General features: G+C 30.2%; 20 protein-coding genes and 2 pseudogenes. 10 read left to right on the top strand and 12 right to left on the bottom strand.

Features of this window, described 5'->3' with window-relative positions; translation table 11 throughout:
* Positions 1-127 precede the first annotated feature (127 nt).
* Positions 128-295 carry a hypothetical protein gene (locus tag BW731_RS12670; RefSeq protein WP_158080221.1) on the top strand — a complete coding sequence of 56 codons (168 nt, stop codon included), beginning with the start codon at positions 128-130 and terminating at the stop codon, positions 293-295.
* Positions 296-1,026: 731 nt separating this feature from the next.
* Positions 1,027-1,353, top strand: a complete 327-nt coding sequence (locus BW731_RS12760) for a hypothetical protein (RefSeq protein WP_079348665.1) — start codon at positions 1,027-1,029, stop codon at positions 1,351-1,353.
* Positions 1,354-1,582: 229 nt separating this feature from the next.
* On the opposite strand, the gene BW731_RS12675 is transcribed toward BW731_RS12760, so the two are convergent.
* The 5 genes from BW731_RS12675 to BW731_RS11990 all read right to left on the bottom strand — a co-directional run bounded on the left by BW731_RS12675 (position 1,583) and on the right by BW731_RS11990 (position 3,796).
* On the bottom strand, positions 1,583-1,726 hold the full coding sequence (locus tag BW731_RS12675) for a hypothetical protein (protein ID WP_158080222.1): 144 nt from the start codon (positions 1,724-1,726) through the stop codon (positions 1,583-1,585).
* A gap of 223 nt (positions 1,727-1,949) precedes the next feature.
* Positions 1,950-2,420 (bottom strand): plasmid recombination protein, encoded by a 471-nt coding sequence (locus tag BW731_RS12895; protein ID WP_233120561.1) that lies wholly within the window; start codon positions 2,418-2,420, stop codon positions 1,950-1,952.
* Complete coding sequence (locus BW731_RS12900) at positions 2,371-2,511, bottom strand: plasmid recombination protein (protein ID WP_233120562.1); 141 nt, start codon at positions 2,509-2,511, stop codon at positions 2,371-2,373. Before BW731_RS12900 ends, BW731_RS12895 begins: the two co-directional genes overlap by 50 nt.
* A 138-nt stretch (positions 2,512-2,649) precedes the next feature.
* A complete protein-coding gene (locus BW731_RS12905) occupies positions 2,650-2,763 on the bottom strand; it encodes a plasmid recombination protein (protein WP_233120563.1) in 114 nt (37 codons plus the stop codon).
* A 316-nt stretch (positions 2,764-3,079) separates the two neighbouring features.
* Positions 3,080-3,796, bottom strand: coding sequence for a replication initiation protein (locus tag BW731_RS11990; RefSeq protein ID WP_233120564.1), 717 nt, complete (start codon positions 3,794-3,796; stop codon positions 3,080-3,082).
* A 681-nt stretch (positions 3,797-4,477) separates the two neighbouring features.
* Between BW731_RS11990 and BW731_RS11995 the strand changes: the two genes are divergently transcribed.
* The 4 genes and pseudogenes from BW731_RS11995 to BW731_RS12010 all read left to right on the top strand — a co-directional run bounded on the left by BW731_RS11995 (position 4,478) and on the right by BW731_RS12010 (position 9,039).
* A complete protein-coding gene (locus BW731_RS11995) occupies positions 4,478-4,687 on the top strand; it encodes a hypothetical protein (protein ID WP_079348667.1) in 210 nt (69 codons plus the stop codon).
* Positions 4,688-5,270: 583 nt separating this feature from the next.
* Positions 5,271-5,593: pseudogene (locus tag BW731_RS12000) on the top strand (ArsR/SmtB family transcription factor).
* A 58-nt stretch (positions 5,594-5,651) separates the two neighbouring features.
* Positions 5,652-7,745, top strand: a pseudogene (locus BW731_RS12005) (heavy metal translocating P-type ATPase); the annotation flags it as partial.
* Positions 7,746-7,894: 149 nt separating this feature from the next.
* Positions 7,895-9,039, top strand: a protein-coding gene (locus tag BW731_RS12010; protein ID WP_143592811.1) for an IS3 family transposase whose coding sequence is annotated in 2 segments (ribosomal slippage) — positions 7,895-8,177 and positions 8,177-9,039 — 1,146 coding nt in all. Because the reading frame shifts where the segments join, the coding sequence is not laid out codon by codon here.
* A 54-nt stretch (positions 9,040-9,093) separates the two neighbouring features.
* On the opposite strand, the gene BW731_RS12015 is transcribed toward BW731_RS12010, so the two are convergent.
* The 4 genes from BW731_RS12015 to BW731_RS12030 all read right to left on the bottom strand — a co-directional run bounded on the left by BW731_RS12015 (position 9,094) and on the right by BW731_RS12030 (position 10,512).
* Positions 9,094-9,366, bottom strand: coding sequence for a type II toxin-antitoxin system RelE family toxin (locus BW731_RS12015; protein WP_079348668.1), 273 nt, complete (start codon positions 9,364-9,366; stop codon positions 9,094-9,096).
* Positions 9,366-9,587 (bottom strand): type II toxin-antitoxin system RelB family antitoxin, encoded by a 222-nt coding sequence (relB, locus tag BW731_RS12020; protein WP_079348670.1) that lies wholly within the window; start codon positions 9,585-9,587, stop codon positions 9,366-9,368. The genes BW731_RS12015 and relB overlap by 1 nt, the downstream gene beginning before the upstream one ends.
* A 262-nt stretch (positions 9,588-9,849) precedes the next feature.
* Complete coding sequence (locus BW731_RS12025) at positions 9,850-10,245, bottom strand: hypothetical protein (protein ID WP_079348672.1); 396 nt, start codon at positions 10,243-10,245, stop codon at positions 9,850-9,852.
* Positions 10,246-10,251: 6 nt separating this feature from the next.
* On the bottom strand, positions 10,252-10,512 hold the full coding sequence (locus BW731_RS12030) for a GIY-YIG nuclease family protein (protein ID WP_079348674.1): 261 nt from the start codon (positions 10,510-10,512) through the stop codon (positions 10,252-10,254).
* Between the two features lie 224 nt (positions 10,513-10,736).
* Here BW731_RS12030 and BW731_RS13100 point away from each other — a divergent pair, with 224 nt between their 5' ends.
* Positions 10,737-11,165, top strand: a complete 429-nt coding sequence (locus BW731_RS13100; RefSeq protein WP_079348676.1) for a helix-turn-helix domain-containing protein — start codon at positions 10,737-10,739, stop codon at positions 11,163-11,165.
* A 157-nt stretch (positions 11,166-11,322) separates the two neighbouring features.
* The gene (locus BW731_RS12040) at positions 11,323-11,844 is read left to right on the top strand and encodes a helix-turn-helix domain-containing protein (RefSeq protein ID WP_079348678.1); all 522 of its coding nucleotides are present in this window, start codon (positions 11,323-11,325) and stop codon (positions 11,842-11,844) included.
* Between the two features lie 119 nt (positions 11,845-11,963).
* Here BW731_RS12040 and BW731_RS12045 read toward each other — a convergent pair whose 3' ends face one another.
* Positions 11,964-12,242, bottom strand: coding sequence for a hypothetical protein (locus tag BW731_RS12045; RefSeq protein ID WP_079348680.1), 279 nt, complete (start codon positions 12,240-12,242; stop codon positions 11,964-11,966).
* Between the two features lie 141 nt (positions 12,243-12,383).
* Between BW731_RS12045 and BW731_RS12050 the strand changes: the two genes are divergently transcribed.
* Positions 12,384-12,584 carry a hypothetical protein gene (locus tag BW731_RS12050; RefSeq protein WP_079348681.1) on the top strand — a complete coding sequence of 67 codons (201 nt, stop codon included), beginning with the start codon at positions 12,384-12,386 and terminating at the stop codon, positions 12,582-12,584.
* Between the two features lie 222 nt (positions 12,585-12,806).
* Here the strand turns inward: BW731_RS12050 and mobV are convergent, their stop codons facing one another.
* Both mobV and BW731_RS12060 read right to left on the bottom strand, forming a co-directional pair.
* Positions 12,807-14,096 carry a MobV family relaxase gene (gene mobV / locus BW731_RS12055; RefSeq protein ID WP_143592812.1) on the bottom strand — a complete coding sequence of 430 codons (1,290 nt, stop codon included), beginning with the start codon at positions 14,094-14,096 and terminating at the stop codon, positions 12,807-12,809.
* 303 nt (positions 14,097-14,399) lie between these two features.
* Entirely contained in the window at positions 14,400-15,137 is a 738-nt protein-coding gene (locus tag BW731_RS12060; RefSeq protein ID WP_079348683.1) for a replication initiation protein, read from the bottom strand.
* A gap of 568 nt (positions 15,138-15,705) precedes the next feature.
* On the opposite strand from BW731_RS12060, the gene BW731_RS12065 reads away from it, so the two are divergent.
* Entirely contained in the window at positions 15,706-16,158 is a 453-nt protein-coding gene (locus BW731_RS12065) for a DUF536 domain-containing protein (protein ID WP_079348684.1), read from the top strand.
* The last annotated feature ends 125 nt before the right edge of the window (positions 16,159-16,283 follow it).

The raw sequence follows: 16,283 nt of genomic DNA on the forward strand, positions 1-16,283 counted from the left end.
AAATGATAAATTGTAGGTGAAGATAAATGACAATAGGGCAAGTGTTGAAAGAGAAACGGAAAGAGTCAATTAACTCAAGAGCAATTGGCTGAAAAAAAATATATGTAACAAATAGGACAGTATCTAATTGAAAACTGGTAAAACAACTCCTGATATTGATAGTCTCATTCGACTATCTGCTCTATTTGATTTATCTTTGGATAACTTATTATTGGAGGGATCAGATATCGTGGAAAACATCAAAAAATTGAAGCTGCTAAAATCGCAAAAAAATACTTTACTTTCAGTTGGTTAACTAACATAGTTTTTGTTTTAATACTAGGCACACAAAAATATATGGTGATTTATCAACTGTAGCTTTTGTTTACTAACTCTTGGAATTATTTTAAATAGTTTCACTATGTTTTATTTTGCTAAAGAAGTGAAAGTAACAATGAATAAAAGCCCATATCAGATATTAAAAACTGAAAATAAATGGTTGTTGATTGAATATTAATATTTAGTTTTAGTATTATGGCTTACCTTTTTGCTAGGTGATTAATTCCATTTAAAAGCCCTCAGAATCGATTCTGAGGGCTTTTTATCAATTGTTTGGACATTCCTAGCAGATACTTGAAAAATCATTCTAGGTTCACATAATGGCAATTATACGATGTTCATTTTAAAAGCATAAAGATAGATAAGCATAGTAAAATTAACCCAATTATCAAAACGATAACAGCAGTTGATTTTCCTATATTTTTATCTGTTTCATTATTTATCAGAGTTCCTGACTAAATTTGCCCAGCTTAAATCTTTTTTTACACCCAATTGATAAGATATATAAAATAAAAATAAACTTAAAATAAGGAATGTATATTTGTAGGTACATTAAAATAATAGCTATTAATATAAATAAGACAAAACTTTATTATGGTAATTACTCTATTCATAACAATCACCCTCTTTCAAATCCTATATATAATTATATCATGTGTACTAAATCAAGGTTAGTTTACATAACTGGTGATTATACGAAGTTACTTTTTGATATATTATGGTACAATAAATAAAAAAGAATGGAGAGATTTTTATGTCAGAAAAGAATTATTAAAATCAGAAAAGCTCCGAATAAAAAATGATAAATTACGTGCAAAAGGTAAAGACCCTTTGAAAGGTTCAAACCCAATGGTTAATACTGGAATGGTTGGAATTAACAAAGCGAACATAGGAATTACAGATAAAATTCAATTTATATGGCGAATCCCAATTTTAAAAAAGAGATTAGTTATTAATACCTTAGTTAACATAATCACCATTTTAAGAAGCTGTAGAGGTACCAACGGATTCAACTCGCAAGATTGTGAATCTTAAAAGGTCTACCTCAAAATAAAAAAAGAAGCCTTAGAAATAAGGCTTCTTTTTTTATGAAGATAGTGAAATTTGAAAATCATTTTGAGGGGGTTTTTATTTTTTAAAATTAATATTACTAGTAACATTAATTTTTTTTAGCGAGACATTCCTCTACTTTTTTGTTGCTCTATCTGTTTTTCTCGTGTGATTAATTGTTTTAACCACGTTGTTAACTGCTGAATCCATTGAGTTAAGCGATTTTCAGGATATATCGCTTAATTTTATTTTCTTCAAGAGTCTCCTTCCAGTCTGAACACTCATAAGAATCTCGTGGTTTTTCGTCATGCTCGAGTTGTCTAAAAATAATTCGACCTTCATATTCTACTTGCGACATAGAAAAGTCAGTTTTTCCCATATCTTTTAATAAACTTTTCAGAACTCTATTGTTGTCCCTTACTTGTAGTGTGTGTTCTTGTGTTTCTTCTAAGTCTTGCTTCAGATGTCTATTTTCTTGTTTTAAATTAATCTGATTGTCACGACCTTCTAATTGGAAGGTGTGTTTCTCTATTTTTTCAGTTAAATTTTTGACCTTTTTATTTAGGTTATAATTAGTTTTTTTAGTAATTCAGCTTCTTTTTGAACCCACCCATAAACTCTTTTAAATGAGTTAAATTTTTGGTATCAACAATCGTTTTCCTAAAATGTTTTTTCAAATTGATTGGTTTAAATGAGTCCATTGATCTTGAACGTCGTACACGTTTTGAGTCGAGACACCTATATTTTTTAACTTCTTTTATTTTTTTATTGATATGCTCTTTTCTTTGAGATAGCTCTGTTTCTTTTTCAGCGATTTCTTTTGCCATTTTTTTGATGATTTTAACGTCATCAATGCCAATTGTTTGATTGTTTAAAATTCCTTCCTGGTAAATGTGAGGAATTTGTTGTTTGAGATACTTATCCAGGTCTTGATGAAAAGAAGATAGTTCTTTCCTAGTTAAGACCTCTTTGGCAGAGACTTTCTCACGTTGCTTTTTTTCATCAAAAACAACAGGAATAAAGGCATAATGCAAGAGGTGTCGTTTCATCATGATGAACGGTTGCTGATAATACATTTTGACTACCGTATCGTTCATTCAGAAAATCAACTGTCGCTTTAAAAAACTCTTTTTGAGTACTCATTGTCTCTTGTTCAAGTGATTTAGGAAGTGTCACAATCCAGTCAGCATAACTTTAACGTCAGCACGATTAAAGCAATAGACTTCTAACCTATTTTTTAACCGTTGATTCATATCGCCTTCTTATCACACAAATCATAATTCAAATAAGTTCGTTCTGAATCAATATCAGGTTAGAATGATTGGTTGTTTTTCTTTCAATGTGAATGGACAATCCGTTCACAGAACCTTGAGTAAATTTTTCAACGTGAGCCATGAGAAAACCTCCTAAATAAGTTGAGTTCATCATAGCATGGTTAGAGACCAATTCAATTTGGTATAGCTCGTTATACCAAAATAGATTTTGGCACTCGGTCTGCGACGCATTTCGACTGTTTCCAGTCGAGCTAAAACGTTCAGATAAAATCGCCTTTTAGGCAATTTATGATCTTCTCTTTTTAGCAGCTGTCCAAATTGTTTCCAATTTAGACTCGCTGCTTTTATCTATCAACGGTGGCTAGATTGCCAATGGTTGATAGAGAAAAAAAGAACCTACTAAGGTTCTCTCAAAATCTAAATAGATGTATCTGTAATCATGATTTCATAGCCAACCACTTTTCGCCCTCTTTTTGTGTGGTAACGAAAAATTCGCATGCAATCTTTTCTTCCAATTCTTCGATAGAGCGTGTAATAACTTTTTGAAAAAATTGTCCTGCAGGCATACGAGAATCTTTACCTAAAAACCATGACTGCCAACTTTCTAAATCAGCAGAAATAGTTGTATATTTTTCTCTACCTCTTCTATGAGATTCCCAAAGCTTTAACATAATTAGTGAATACTTCCCGTTAATTCTAGAAAGTTCATTTAATCTAAAACTATAAAAATGTTCTTTCAAATCAAAAACTAAAGGAGCAGCATCTTCAGAAAATTTAAATCTAACAACACCATTCTCTAAAAATTTAATTCTAGAAAATAATTGAGTCATTAAAATACCACTTACACCATCTTCAACTATAGGTAAATACAAAGCAGTATTTTCATTTAGTTTTTTAAAAGCTTTAGCAATCCTAGTATATGAATCGCCTGAAGTATTAAGATTAAAATGTTTAATGATTTCCAATGCTGATACTTCATATTCATCATCTAATTTAGAGTCTTTTGTAACATAGCTAAAACAGTAATCAAGAACACGTTGTTCAAAAGATTTTAAGCCACCAAACGACTTAGCTAAATCATTTCCTTGAACTACTAAGTAATCTTGACGTGCTAATAAATCTTTTATTGCTAGCTCGGCTTTCTTGTTTTTCAAATTATACACCTCTATTCATCTGATTATGTATAATAAACCAAAAAGAATAACAAAATGGTATTTATAAAAAAGGTATTTATAACGTGGAAAATGGTGGAAAATGGTATTTATAACCTCTGAAAGCATTGATATTAGTGCGTTTTGAAAGACCCTAAAGTATTTAAAAGTATTTAAAAGTATTCTTTAAAGTATTTACTTAGTAGGATAAGCAATTATTTTTTTAATTTCTTTTGAAAAAAGTTAACTAAAAAACAATTAAAAAAGGAGTGAGAGAAAACCACTCTCACATTTTACTTGCAGCAGTCGCTATACGCTCCTTTGCTAAAAAAATAAAACCTTTCTTTAAAGGATTCTTTTTATATGCTTAAAAACGAGTTTTAAGAGCTTTTAAGCATAAACTAGATAAATACGTTATACTTTCTTTAAAACGTCTTACAGACGGTCAGGGCAAGCCCTAACAAACCCAAAAGCAGATAAAGAGTATTAAGATATTAGTTATTCTTTCTGAAGGAGTTACTATTAAGATGAAAAATGAAGAATATAAAACAATAAAAGAACTAGCAGATGACTTAGGTGTGACCAAACAAACAGTCCAATATCATTACAAATCTTTGCCGACAAAGAAACAGTATTAAGCGACAAAAGGAGCGATATTGTTAGATAACCGTTTTACAATCACTTTTGTCAGAAAAAATCGGCAAAAAGAATATAGAGAAACCGACAAAAGAATCAGCAAACTATACAGCAAAGAAACAATTAATATCTAAAGAATTAGAACTTTTAAAAGAAGAATTGAATAATAAAGATGAGATAATAACTGAATTATTAGAGAGTCAGAAAAATCTTCAAAAATTACTAGATCAGCAACAGGTTTTAACCATTGCAAGCTAATCAAAAAATAGAGCAATTAGAAATGAACCTAGCAGAATCTGAGGAAAAAAGAAAAATTATCTTTATGGCAACGTTTATTTAGAAAATAAGATTCTCGCAATATGATATATTATTAATGGCACTTAGCCCATTTCATTTTGAAAAGGGGTGCTAGATACATGCTTGATAACATATTCTCGTTATTCATCACGACTGTTTTACAACAGTAACAACAGTTATAACTAAAAAGTTATTAAATCGTTGGTTTGACGATAAAGATGATGAAATAAAGGCATGAGTGCCAACAAACCCACTCGTTAGAGTCGCACTAACGAAAAAAAAAGCCACTACCTGTGATGAGGTAGTGGCTTTTGTGCTAGATACACTAACACATATTCTCGTTTTCGCACCTTCATATATATCATGACTTTAAATTTCAATCAAAATACTTAATTTAAAGTTACTGGTAATATATAAAAGTGACTAACATAAATCAAATTATACCTAGTGAAATCAAAGACAATCAAACTTGTACTTGATTATTACAATCTGTTTATATATAATCAAGTATGAACTTGAATGAGTGATTTTGGAGGAAATAAACGTGACAAATGAAATATGTGAGATTACTTGTATTCATGAGGAGCAAGTAACTAATTCAAAAGAGAGATTAAAAAATATACTAATAGCAAAGATCTAAGTTCTTTATTTTAAAATTTTATCAGATGAAAATAGATTCAAAATATTACATGCTTTAGCTTATGAAGATCAACTATGTGTATGTGACGTAGCCAAATTATATTGGAGCAACTATGGCAAATACATCACATCATTTGCAATCATTAAAAAAATTAGGTGTTGTAGATAGTAAAAAAAATAGGCAAATTAGTTTATTATTTAGTTCTGATGATAGGATTGTTGAATTGATAAATTTAGGAAAACAACTAGAACAGGGTGATAGCTATGAGTAAAGAAACTTCTAGTAAAAACATATCGAGTAGAGGGATTAAGCTGTACGAATTGTGCTGCTAAATTTGAAAAAAATGTTAAAAGTATTGAAGGTGTAACAGATGCAAAAGTAAACTTTGGTGCTGGAAAAATTAAAGTTGAGGGAACATCTTCCATTCAAGAAATTAAGTCTGCTGGAGCTTTTGAAAATCTAATTATTCAAGATGAGGACAATCAAGAATCTGAAGGGGGACAGAAAGACTCTTTCTTGAAACGTAATTGGAAATTAGTTATTTCAGTAATATTAATAGCGATAGCTTTTTATTTTAGAGCTACTGTAGGCGAGAATGATATCATAACTAAAAGCTTATTTATATCAGCCATCGTTATTGGTGGATTTAGTTTATTTACAGAAGGAATTAAGGATTTACTTAAATTAAACTTTTCAATGGAAGTTTTAATGACAGTAGCAATTATAGGCGCATCAATTATAGGTGAATGGGCTGAAGGTTCTATGTAGTTATCTTATTCGCTGTTAGTGAAGCCCTTGAACGATTTTCAATGGATAGAGCAAGACAATCTATCGTTCGTTAATGGATATAGCACCAAAAGAAGCTTTGATTAGAAGAAATAACGAAGAAAAAAATGATAAATGTTTCTGATATTCAAATAGGAGATATTATGATTATTAAACCAGGGCAAAAAATAGCTATGGATGGGGTAGTCATTAAAGGACATTCTGCTGTTAATCAAGCAGCAATAACGGGTGAGTCTGTTCCAATTGAAAAACAAATTAAGGACGAAATTTTTGCAGGAACTTTAAATAAAGAGGAATTTTAGAAGTGGAAGTGACTAAACATGTTAATGATACAACCATTGCTAAAATCATTCATTTAGTGGAAGAAGCACAAGGAGAACGAGCACCTGCACAAGCATTCGTTGATAACTTTGCTAAATACTATACCCCTTCTATCATGGCTATTTCGGCTTTAATTATCATTATTCCACCATTGTTTTTTGGTGGTGATTGAATAAGTGGTTGTACCAGGGTTTATCACTATTAGTAGTTGGTTGTCCTTGTTCATTAGTTATCTCAACACCTGTTTCAATCGTTTCAGCTATTGGAAATTCAGCTAAAAATGGTGTGCTGGTAAAAGGAGGTATTTATCTCGAAGAAATCGGAGGATTAAAAGCAATCGCTTTTGATAAAACAGGGACTTTAACCAAAGGAACGCCTTCTGTAACAGACTTTGTTGTAAGTGACACAAATCAAGAAAATCAGTACTTATCTATCATTTCAGCGTTAGAAATACTTTCTCAACATCCTTTAGCTTCAGCCATTCTTAAAGAAGCTGATAGAAGAGAGTCAAACTATCAAATGATCGATATTATGAATTTTAAATCAGTAACTGGTAAAGGAATTAAAGGTGATTATCAAGGTACAACTTATTTTGTTGGAAGTCCTAAATTATTTGATTCAGAATTAATTAGGCAAGCTAGTGTCATGAAAAATTATGAGAAGTTACAAGAGCAAGGAAAAACCGTCATGATTTTTGGAACAGCACAAAATATTTTGGCAATTATCGCAGTTGCTGATGAATTAAGAAAGTCAAGTTCAGAAGTAATCGCTAAGCTTCATCAGTTAGGTATTGAACATACAATTATGTTAACTGGTGACAATATCAGAACAGCTAAATCAATTGGAGAACAAGTTGGTGTGACAGACATTAAAGGTGATTTAATGCCACAAGATAAGTTAGATTATATTAAAGAGCTTAAAGAAAAGTATGGAAAAGTGGCTATGGTAGGAGACGGAGTAAATGATGCTCCTGCGTTAGCATCAGCAACTGTTGGGATTGCAATGGGTGGGGCTGGAACGGACACTGCTTTAGAAACAGCTGATGTTGCCTTAATGGGTGATGATTTACAAAAGTTACCGTTTATTGTTAATCTTAGTCGAAAAACATTAAAAATTATAAAACAAAATATTACTTTCTCTTTAAGCATTAAATTCTTAGCTTTATTGCTAATTATTCCAGGATGGTTATCACTTTGGATTGCTATTGTTGCAGATATGGGAGCAACTTTATTAGTAACACTTAATGGATTGAGATTGATGAAACAGAAGTAAGAAATAGTTATTTATCTCGTTGATTAACATAATCAAATATTATACGAAGTAAAAAGACCTCAACAAGGAACTGACCCCAAAAGATGAGACAAATATAAAAACACCCCTGTTGAATTCATGTAAAATGAATTTAACGGAGGTGTATTTTTATGGTTAAAAGGATTGCTTATCCAGTAGAAGTAAAAGAAGAAGCTATAAAAATGAAACTTGAAGGTAAAACAACATCAGAAATTATGAATAAACTCAACATTCGGAATAAAACTCAGGTGAAAACATGGTGGAAATGGTATAGAAATGGAGAATCTTATCGATTCTCTCAAGGTGTGGGAAAACAATATACTTATGGAAAAGGTAATGAACACTTTTCGCCTTTAGAAGTTCTAGAAAGAGAAAACAAGTACTTGAAACAGGAAATTGATGTTTTAAAAAAATACAAGGAGTTGGAAAGGATGTGGAAAAAGAAGTATTCATAAATTTAGTTGATTCTTATAAAGGAAAACTATCTATAACATGGTTATGTCACTATTTTAGGATAGCTAGAAGTACTTACTATCGTTGGTCTAAGAAAGAATATGTTGCCGATAATCGAATTAAAATGATTGAGCAGCTGTGTAAAGAAAACAAGTTCACTTATGGTTATCGAAAAATCACTTTTTTACTTCGTAAAAAGATAAAAGTGAATCATAAAGTTGTTCAGCGTATTATGCAAAAATATGGATGGAGTTGTCAGGTGAAAATAAAGAAAGAAAAACGTCCAGGTTCTATTTATTTTAAAACTACTAATATAATTGATAGAGACTTTAGTTCAAGTAAGCCACTAGAAAAACTAACAACAGACATCACTTATCTTGATTATGGTCCTAAAAGACTCTATCTTTCTAGCATTATGGATTTGTTTAATGGAGAAATACTTTCTTATACAATAAGTGAAAAACAGGACATATCTTGTGTTTTAGACACACTAAATAAATTACCTAAACTTCCAGATAAATGTATACTTCATTCGGATCAAGGTTCTGTGTATACTTCATATGCTTATTATCACGCAACAAAAGAAAAGAGCATTACCAGAAGTATGTCCCGAAAAGGGACTCCTGCAGATAATGCTCCAATAGAATCGTTTCATTCCATCCTAAAGTCTGAAACGTTCTCATTACACCCAGAGCTTGGAAGCTCTACAATTAGTGTAATTGAAACTGTACAAAATTTCATCAACTATTATAATAAAGAAAGAATTCAACAAAAATACGACTACTTATCTCCAGTTGACTATCGGAAAAAAGTAATCGCATAGGTGTTTTTATTACTGTCTCATTTTAGGGGTTCAGTCCCACAATTATGAGGTCTTTTATTTATATATGTCTCTACGATGACCGATTTCTAAAACTAGAATCGTTATAGTGTCATCATCTATGTTTGCCAACAAACGATAATCTCCTATTCTATATCGCCATTGCCCACTTTTATTACCTACTAATCCTTTTCCGTGAGCTCGAGGAGAATCAGTTCCTTCTAAGTTCTTAGAAATCCAAGATAATATAAGTCTAGCTTGATGTTTATCCATCTTTTTTAGTGATTTTTGAGCATTTTTTTCATACCGAACGGTGTATTTTTTATCCATCATAATCCTAATTCTAGAAGCATATCTTTATGTGAGATACTTTCGTCACTTAATTCATGAGCTTTCATTGCTTTTTCATATAAAGCCATATCAATTTGATCTTCCAGCCCCTCTAATAATTTAGTCCTAGCCAATTCTGATAAACTTAATCCATTTAAATCAGCCATAGATTGAATAAATAATTTTTCCTCATCCGTAACTCTAAATGTAACAGTACTCATATAAAAAACCTCCTTGTGTACATTTGTTTTACATTCTTATTGTATTACAAATGTATACAAGGAGTCAAATTTATAATAGTTAACATAAATCAAGTTATACGGAGTTCATAGTTTTGAAGTGACGTTAATATGGGCATTGTATAAATGAACTATATCACTTAGGTAAATAGCTACCTTTTCAGAAGCATAAGGGTGGATTTTGTTATATGCAGTAATAAGTAAATCTTGATAATAATTAAATAAAACAACCTCATAATAATCGTCACGTAAGGATATACTTTTTAAAAATAGGATATCTACTATATCTTTTAATTGTTTTTACTTCTAGATCTAAATTAGGGTAAAATGAAATCAATTTTTTTTCTAGCACATTTTCTTCTATGCTTAAAATTTTTGATAATTCTTTTATACTAAAACTTATTTTATTTGAAAAACTATAAGCGATAGTATTTACCAAAATAATAGATAATAAATCTATTTGAAGTTGAGTATAATTTTCTATGATTTTATATATTGTTTTTTCATATTCTCTATTTATGATTTCATCATCTAAATTTATTTTAATAATTTCTTTATCATAATGAGTTATATCATTGCGATTGAAATTATTCCTAGCGCATATAAAGTTAATAAAATTTAGAGAATCTTCATCAGTCATTGTAGGTTAGGAATAGTCGCCTAGGTTTTGATTGGTTAAAATAAACCCAATGTCTTCTGCATGCCAAATAAAATCTTTTTCTAAAGCTAGTGCTTCATCTTCTAGCAACCCATCAATAAATATTTTTGATACACAACCTCTTTTATTCGCAATTCTATCATGGGCTGAGTTCCTATTATTGTTGTTAAGTCTACCTCCAGACCCCTTTCCAATATAAAATAAAGTACCATCATCAGTGTAGTGACCATAAACATAATATCTATACATAATAAGTCCCCTTTTAGAAAGATTATATCAAACAAGTTCTCTAGAACGTTCTTAAGACTCAAAAATTATCATGATTTACATAACTGGTTAGTATACCAAGTTAAACTTATTATCATATTTTGAAGTCAAAATAGCTTTACATTGCTATAATATCAATAAATGTAAGCTATCTTTGATGGAGGATACATAGAATATCAACTAAGGTAATGAGTAAGGAGAACGGAATGAATATTGGAGAAACAATAAAAATTAAACGTAAAGATTTGAAGTTAACTCAAGATGAACTGGCAGAAAAAATTCATGTATCGAGACAAACAATATCTAGTTGGGAGAATTCTAAAAGTTTACCTGACGTCACAAGTTTAATTTTATTGAGCGATGTTTATGAAATCTCTTTAGATGAATTAATAAAAGGAGATATTACTATGATTAAGAAATTGGAAGTTAAAGAAAGCAAAGAAGGACTAAATTCAAAATTTATAATTAACAATGTATTAAATCTATTATTACTTATACTGATGCAATTATTAAAAAATATAGGCTACAATAGTTTCGTTTCTTTTTTTATTACAGTGATAATTTTGGTAAATACAGTACCAGTTATAGTTGAGGCTATCAAATATAAAAAGATTTCTGAAAAAAACAAAAAATAGTTATTTAACTGTTAGGTAGACATAATCTGATATTATTCTTAGTTGAAAATACTATTAAATCAATAAAGGAAAAGACTTTCTAATGACTTTTACAGCAATATGAAATAGATTAGAAAGAGAAATAAAAACTCAAATGATAAATTGTAGGTGAAGATAAATGACAATAGGGCAAGTGTTGAAAGAGAAACGGAAAGAGTATCAATTAACTCAAGAGCAATTGGCTGAAAAAATATATGTAACAAATAGGACAGTATCTAATTGGGAAACTGGTAAAACAACTCCTGATATTGATAGTCTCATTCGACTATCTGCTCTATTTGATTTATCTTTGGATAACTTATTATTGGAGGGATCAGATATCGTGGAAAACATCAAAAAAATTGAAGCTGCTAAAATCGCAAAAAAATACTTTACTTTCAGTTGGTTAACTAACATAGTTTTTGTTTTAATACTAGGCACACAAAAATTATATGGTGATTTATCAACTGTAGCTTTTGTTTTACTAACTCTTGGAATTATTTTAAATAGTTTCACTATGTTTTATTTTGCTAAAGAAGTGAAAGTAACAAATGAGAATAAAAGCCCATATCAGATATTAAAAACTGAAAATAAATGGTTGTTGATTCCAGTAATATTAATATTAGTTTTAGTATTATGGCTTACCCTTTTTGCTAGGTGATTAATTCCATTTAAAAGCCCTCAGAATCGATTCTGAGGGCTTTTTATCAATTGTTTGGACATTCCTAGCAGATACTTGAAAAATCATTCTAGGTTCACATAATGGCAATTATACGATGTTCATTTTAAAAGCATAAAGATAGATAAGCATAGTAAAATTAACCCAATTATCAAAACGATAACAGCAGTTGATTTTCCTATATTTTTATCTGTTTCATTAGGTTTATCAGAGTTCCTGACTAAATTTGCCCAGCTTAAATCTTTTTTTACACCCAATTGATAAGATATATAAAATAAAAATAAACTTAAAATAAGGAATGTATATTTTGTAGGTACATTAAAAATAATAGCTATTAATATAAATAAGACAAAACTTATTATGGTAATTACTCTATTCATAACAATCACCCTCTTTCAAATCCTATATATTAATTATATCATGGTGTACTAAATCAAGGTTAGTTTACATAACTGGTGATTATACGAAGTTACTTTTTGATATTATGGTACAATAAATAAAAAAAGAATGGAGAGATTTTTATGTCAGAAAAAGAATTATTAAAATCAGAAAAGCTCCGAATAAAAAATGATAAATTACGTGCAAAAGGTAAAGACCCTTTGAAAGGTTCAAACCCAATGGTTAATACTGGAATGGTTGGAATTAACAAAGCGAACATAGGAATTACAGATAAAAACAATTCAAATTATATGGCGAATCCCAATTTTAAAAAAGAGAATTAGTTATTTAATACCTTAGTTAACATAATCACCATTTTAAGAAGCTGTAGAGGTACCAACGGATTCAACTCGCAAGATTGTGAATCTTAAAAGGTCTACCTCAAAATAAAAAAAGAAGCCTTAGAAATAAGGCTTCTTTTTTTATGAAGATAGTGAAATTTGAAAATCATTTTGAGGGGGTTTTGTTATTTTTAAAATTAATATTACTAGTAACATTAATTTTTTTTAGCGAGACATTCCTCTACTTTTTTGTTGCTCTATCTGTTTTTCTCGTGTGATTAATTGTTTTAACCACGTTGTTAACTGCTGAATCCATTGAGTTAAGCGATTTTCAGGGATATATCGCTTAATTTTATTTTCTTCAAGAGTCTCCTTCCAGTCTGAACACTCATAAGAATCTCGTGGTTTTTCGTCATGCTCGAGTTTGTCTAAAATAATTCGACCTTCATATTCTACTTGCGACATAGAAAAGTCAGTTTTTCCCATATCTTTTAATAAACTTTTCAGAACTCTATTGTTGTCCCTTACTTGTAGTGTGTGTTCTTGTGTTTCTTCTAAGTCTTGCTTCAGATGTCTATTTTCTTGTTTTAAATGATTAATCTGATTGTCACGACCTTCTAATTGGAAGGTGTGTTTCTCTATTTTTTCAGTTAAATTTTTGACCTTTTTATTTAGGTTATAATTAGTTTTTTTAGTTAATTCAGCTTCTTTTTGAACCCCACCCATAAACTCTTTTAAATGAGTTAAATTTTTGGTATCAACAATCGTTTTTCCTAAAAATGTTTTTTCAAATTGATTGGTTAAATGAGTCCATTGATCTTGAACGTCGTACACGTTTTGAGTCGAGACACCTATATTTTTAACTTCTTTTATTTTTTTATTGATATGCTCTTTTCTTTGAGATAGCTCTGTTTCTTTTTCAGCGATTTCTTTTGCCATTTTTTTGATGATTTTAACGTCATCAATGCCAATTGTTTGATTGTTTAAAATTCCTTCCTGGTAAATGTGAGGAATTTGTTGTTTGAGATACTTATCCAGGTCTTGATGAAAAGAAGATAGTTCTTTCCTAGTTAAGACCTCTTTGGCAGAGACTTTCTCACGTTGCTTTTTTTCATCAAAAACAACAGGAATAAAGGCATAATGCAAGTGAGGTGTCGTTTCATCATGATGAACGGTTGCTGATAATACATTTTGACTACCGTATCGTTCATTCAGAAAATCAACTGTCGCTTTAAAAAACTCTTTTTGAGTACTCATTGTCTCTTGTTCAAGTGATTTAGGAAGTGTCACAATCCAGTCAGCCATAACTTTAACGTCAGCACGATTAAAGCAATAGACTTCAGCTAACCTATTTTTTAACCGTTGATTCATATCGCCTTCTTTATCACACAAATCATAATTCAAATAAGTTCGTTCTGAATCAATATCAGGGTTAGAATGATTGGTTGTTTTTCTTTCAATGTGAATGGACAATCCGTTCACAGAACCTTGAGTAAATTTTTCAACGTGAGCCATGAGAAAACCTCCTAAATAAGTTGAGTTCATCATAGCATGGTTAGAAGACCAATTCAATTTGGTATAGCTCGTTATACCAAAATAGATTTTGGCACTCGGTCTGCGACGCATTTCGACTGTTTCCAGTCGAGCTAAAACGTTCAGATAAAATCGCCTTTAGGCAATTTATGATCTTCTCTTTTTTAGCGTACAGCTGTCCAAATTGTTTCCAATTTAGACTCGCTGCTTTTTATCTATCAACGGTGGCTAGATTGCCAATGGTTGATAGATAAAAAAAAGAACCTACTAAGGTTCTCTCAAAATCTAAATAGATGTATCTGTAATCATGATTTCATAGCCAACCACTTTTCGCCCTCTTTTTTGTGTGGTAACGAAAAATTCGCATGCAATCTTTTCTTCCAATTCTTCGATAGAGCGTGTAATAACTTTTTGAAAAAATTGTCCTGCAGGCATACGAGAATCTTTACCTAAAAACCATGACTGCCAACTTTCTAAATCAGCAGAAATAGTTGTATATTTTTCTCTACCTCTTCTATGAGATTCCCAAAGCTTTAACATAATTAGTGAATACTTCCCGTTAATTCTAGAAAGTTCATTTAATCTAAAACTATAAAAATGTTCTTTCAAATCAAAAACTAAAGGAGCAGCATCTTCAGAAAATTTAAATCTAACAACACCATTCTCTAAAAATTTAATTCTAGAAAATAATTGAGTCATTAAAATACCACTTACACCATCTTCAACTATAGGTAAATACAAAGCAGTATTTTCATTTAGTTTTTTAAAAGCTTTAGCAATCCTAGTATATGAATCGCCTGAAGTATTAAGATTAAAATGTTTAATGATTTCCAATGCTGATACTTCATATTCATCATCTAATTTAGAGTCTTTTGTAACATAGCTAAAACAGTAATCAAGAACACGTTGTTCAAAAGATTTTAAGCCACCAAACGACTTAGCTAAATCATTTCCTTGAACTACTAAGTAATCTTGACGTGCTAATAAATCTTTTATTGCTAGCTCGGCTTTCTTGTTTTTCAAATTATACACCTCTATTCATCTGATTATGTAATAATACCAAAAAAACAGAATAAATACAAACAAGGTATTTATAACGTGGAAAATGGTATTTATAACGTGGAAAATGGTATTTATAACGTGGAAAATGGTATTTATGACGTGGAAAATGGTATTTATAACCTCTGAAAGCATTGATATTAGTGCGTTTTGAAAGACCCTAAAGTATTTAAAAGTATTTAAAAGTATTCTTTAAAGTATTTACTTAGTAGGATAAGCAATTATTTTTTTAATTTCTTTTGAAAAAAGTTAACTAAAAAACAATTAAAAAAGGAGTGAGAGAAAACCACTCTCACATTTTACTTGCAGCAGTCGCTATACGCTCCTTTGCTAAAAAAATAAAACCTTTCTTTAAAGGATTCTTTTTATATGCTTAAAAACGAGTTTTAAGAGCTTTTAAGCATAAACTAGATAAATACGTTATACTTTCTTTAAAACGTCTTACAGACGGTCAGGGCAAGCCCTAACAACCCAAAAGCAGATAAAGAGTATTAAGATATTAGTTATTCTTTCTGAAGGAGTTACTATTAAGATGAAAAATGAAGAATATAAAACAATAAAAGAACTAGCAGATGACTTAGGTGTGACCAAACAAACAGTCCAATATCATTACAAATCTTTTGCCGACAAAGAAACAGTATTAAGCGACAAAGGAGCGATATTGTTAGATAACCGTTTACAATCACTTTTGTCAGAAAAAATCGGCAAAAAGAATATAGAGAAACCGACAAAAGAATCAGCAAACTATACAGCAAAGAAACAATTAATATCTAAAGAATTAGAACTTTTAAAAGAAGAATTGAATAATAAAGATGAGATAATAACTGAATTATTAGAGAGTCAGAAAAATCTTCAAAAATTACTAGATCAGCAACAGGTTTTAACATTGCAAGCTAATCAAAAAATAGAGCAATTAGAAATGAACCTAGCAGAATCTGAGGAAAAAGAAAAATTATCTTTATGGCAACGTTTATTTAGAAAATAAGATTCTCGCAAATATGATATATTATTAATGGCACTTAGCCCATTTCATTTTGAAAGGGGGTGCTAGATACATGCTTGATAACATATTCTCGTTATTCATCACGACTGTTTTTACAACAGTAACAA

Origin of the sequence: Vagococcus martis (assembly GCF_002026305.1) — a bacterium.
GTDB classification, from domain to species: Bacteria; Bacillota; Bacilli; order Lactobacillales; family Vagococcaceae; genus Vagococcus; species Vagococcus martis.

Coding starts and splice junctions, on each gene's coding strand:
- BW731_RS12675 (WP_158080222.1), bottom strand. CDS start 1,726: ATGTCGCAAGTAGAATATGAAGGTCGAATTATTTTTAGACAACTCGAG.
- BW731_RS12895 (WP_233120561.1), bottom strand. CDS start 2,420: ATGATGAAACGACACCTCTTGCATTATGCCTTTATTCCTGTTGTTTTT.
- BW731_RS12900 (WP_233120562.1), bottom strand. CDS start 2,511: ATGAGTACTCAAAAAGAGTTTTTTAAAGCGACAGTTGATTTTCTGAAT.
- BW731_RS12905 (WP_233120563.1), bottom strand. CDS start 2,763: ATGGCTCACGTTGAAAAATTTACTCAAGGTTCTGTGAACGGATTGTCC.
- BW731_RS12015 (WP_079348668.1), bottom strand. CDS start 9,366: ATGGATAAAAAATACACCGTTCGGTATGAAAAAAATGCTCAAAAATCA.
- relB (WP_079348670.1), bottom strand. CDS start 9,587: ATGAGTACTGTTACATTTAGAGTTACGGATGAGGAAAAATTATTTATT.
- BW731_RS12025 (WP_079348672.1), bottom strand. CDS start 10,245: ATGACTGATGAAGATTCTCTAAATTTTATTAACTTTATATGCGCTAGG.
- BW731_RS12030 (WP_079348674.1), bottom strand. CDS start 10,512: ATGTATAGATATTATGTTTATGGTCACTACACTGATGATGGTACTTTA.
- BW731_RS13100 (WP_079348676.1), top strand. CDS start 10,737: ATGAATATTGGAGAAACAATAAAAATTAAACGTAAAGATTTGAAGTTA.
- BW731_RS12040 (WP_079348678.1), top strand. CDS start 11,323: ATGACAATAGGGCAAGTGTTGAAAGAGAAACGGAAAGAGTATCAATTA.
- BW731_RS12045 (WP_079348680.1), bottom strand. CDS start 12,242: ATGAATAGAGTAATTACCATAATAAGTTTTGTCTTATTTATATTAATA.
- BW731_RS12050 (WP_079348681.1), top strand. CDS start 12,384: ATGTCAGAAAAAGAATTATTAAAATCAGAAAAGCTCCGAATAAAAAAT.
- mobV (WP_143592812.1), bottom strand. CDS start 14,096: ATGGCTCACGTTGAAAAATTTACTCAAGGTTCTGTGAACGGATTGTCC.
- BW731_RS12065 (WP_079348684.1), top strand. CDS start 15,706: ATGAAAAATGAAGAATATAAAACAATAAAAGAACTAGCAGATGACTTA.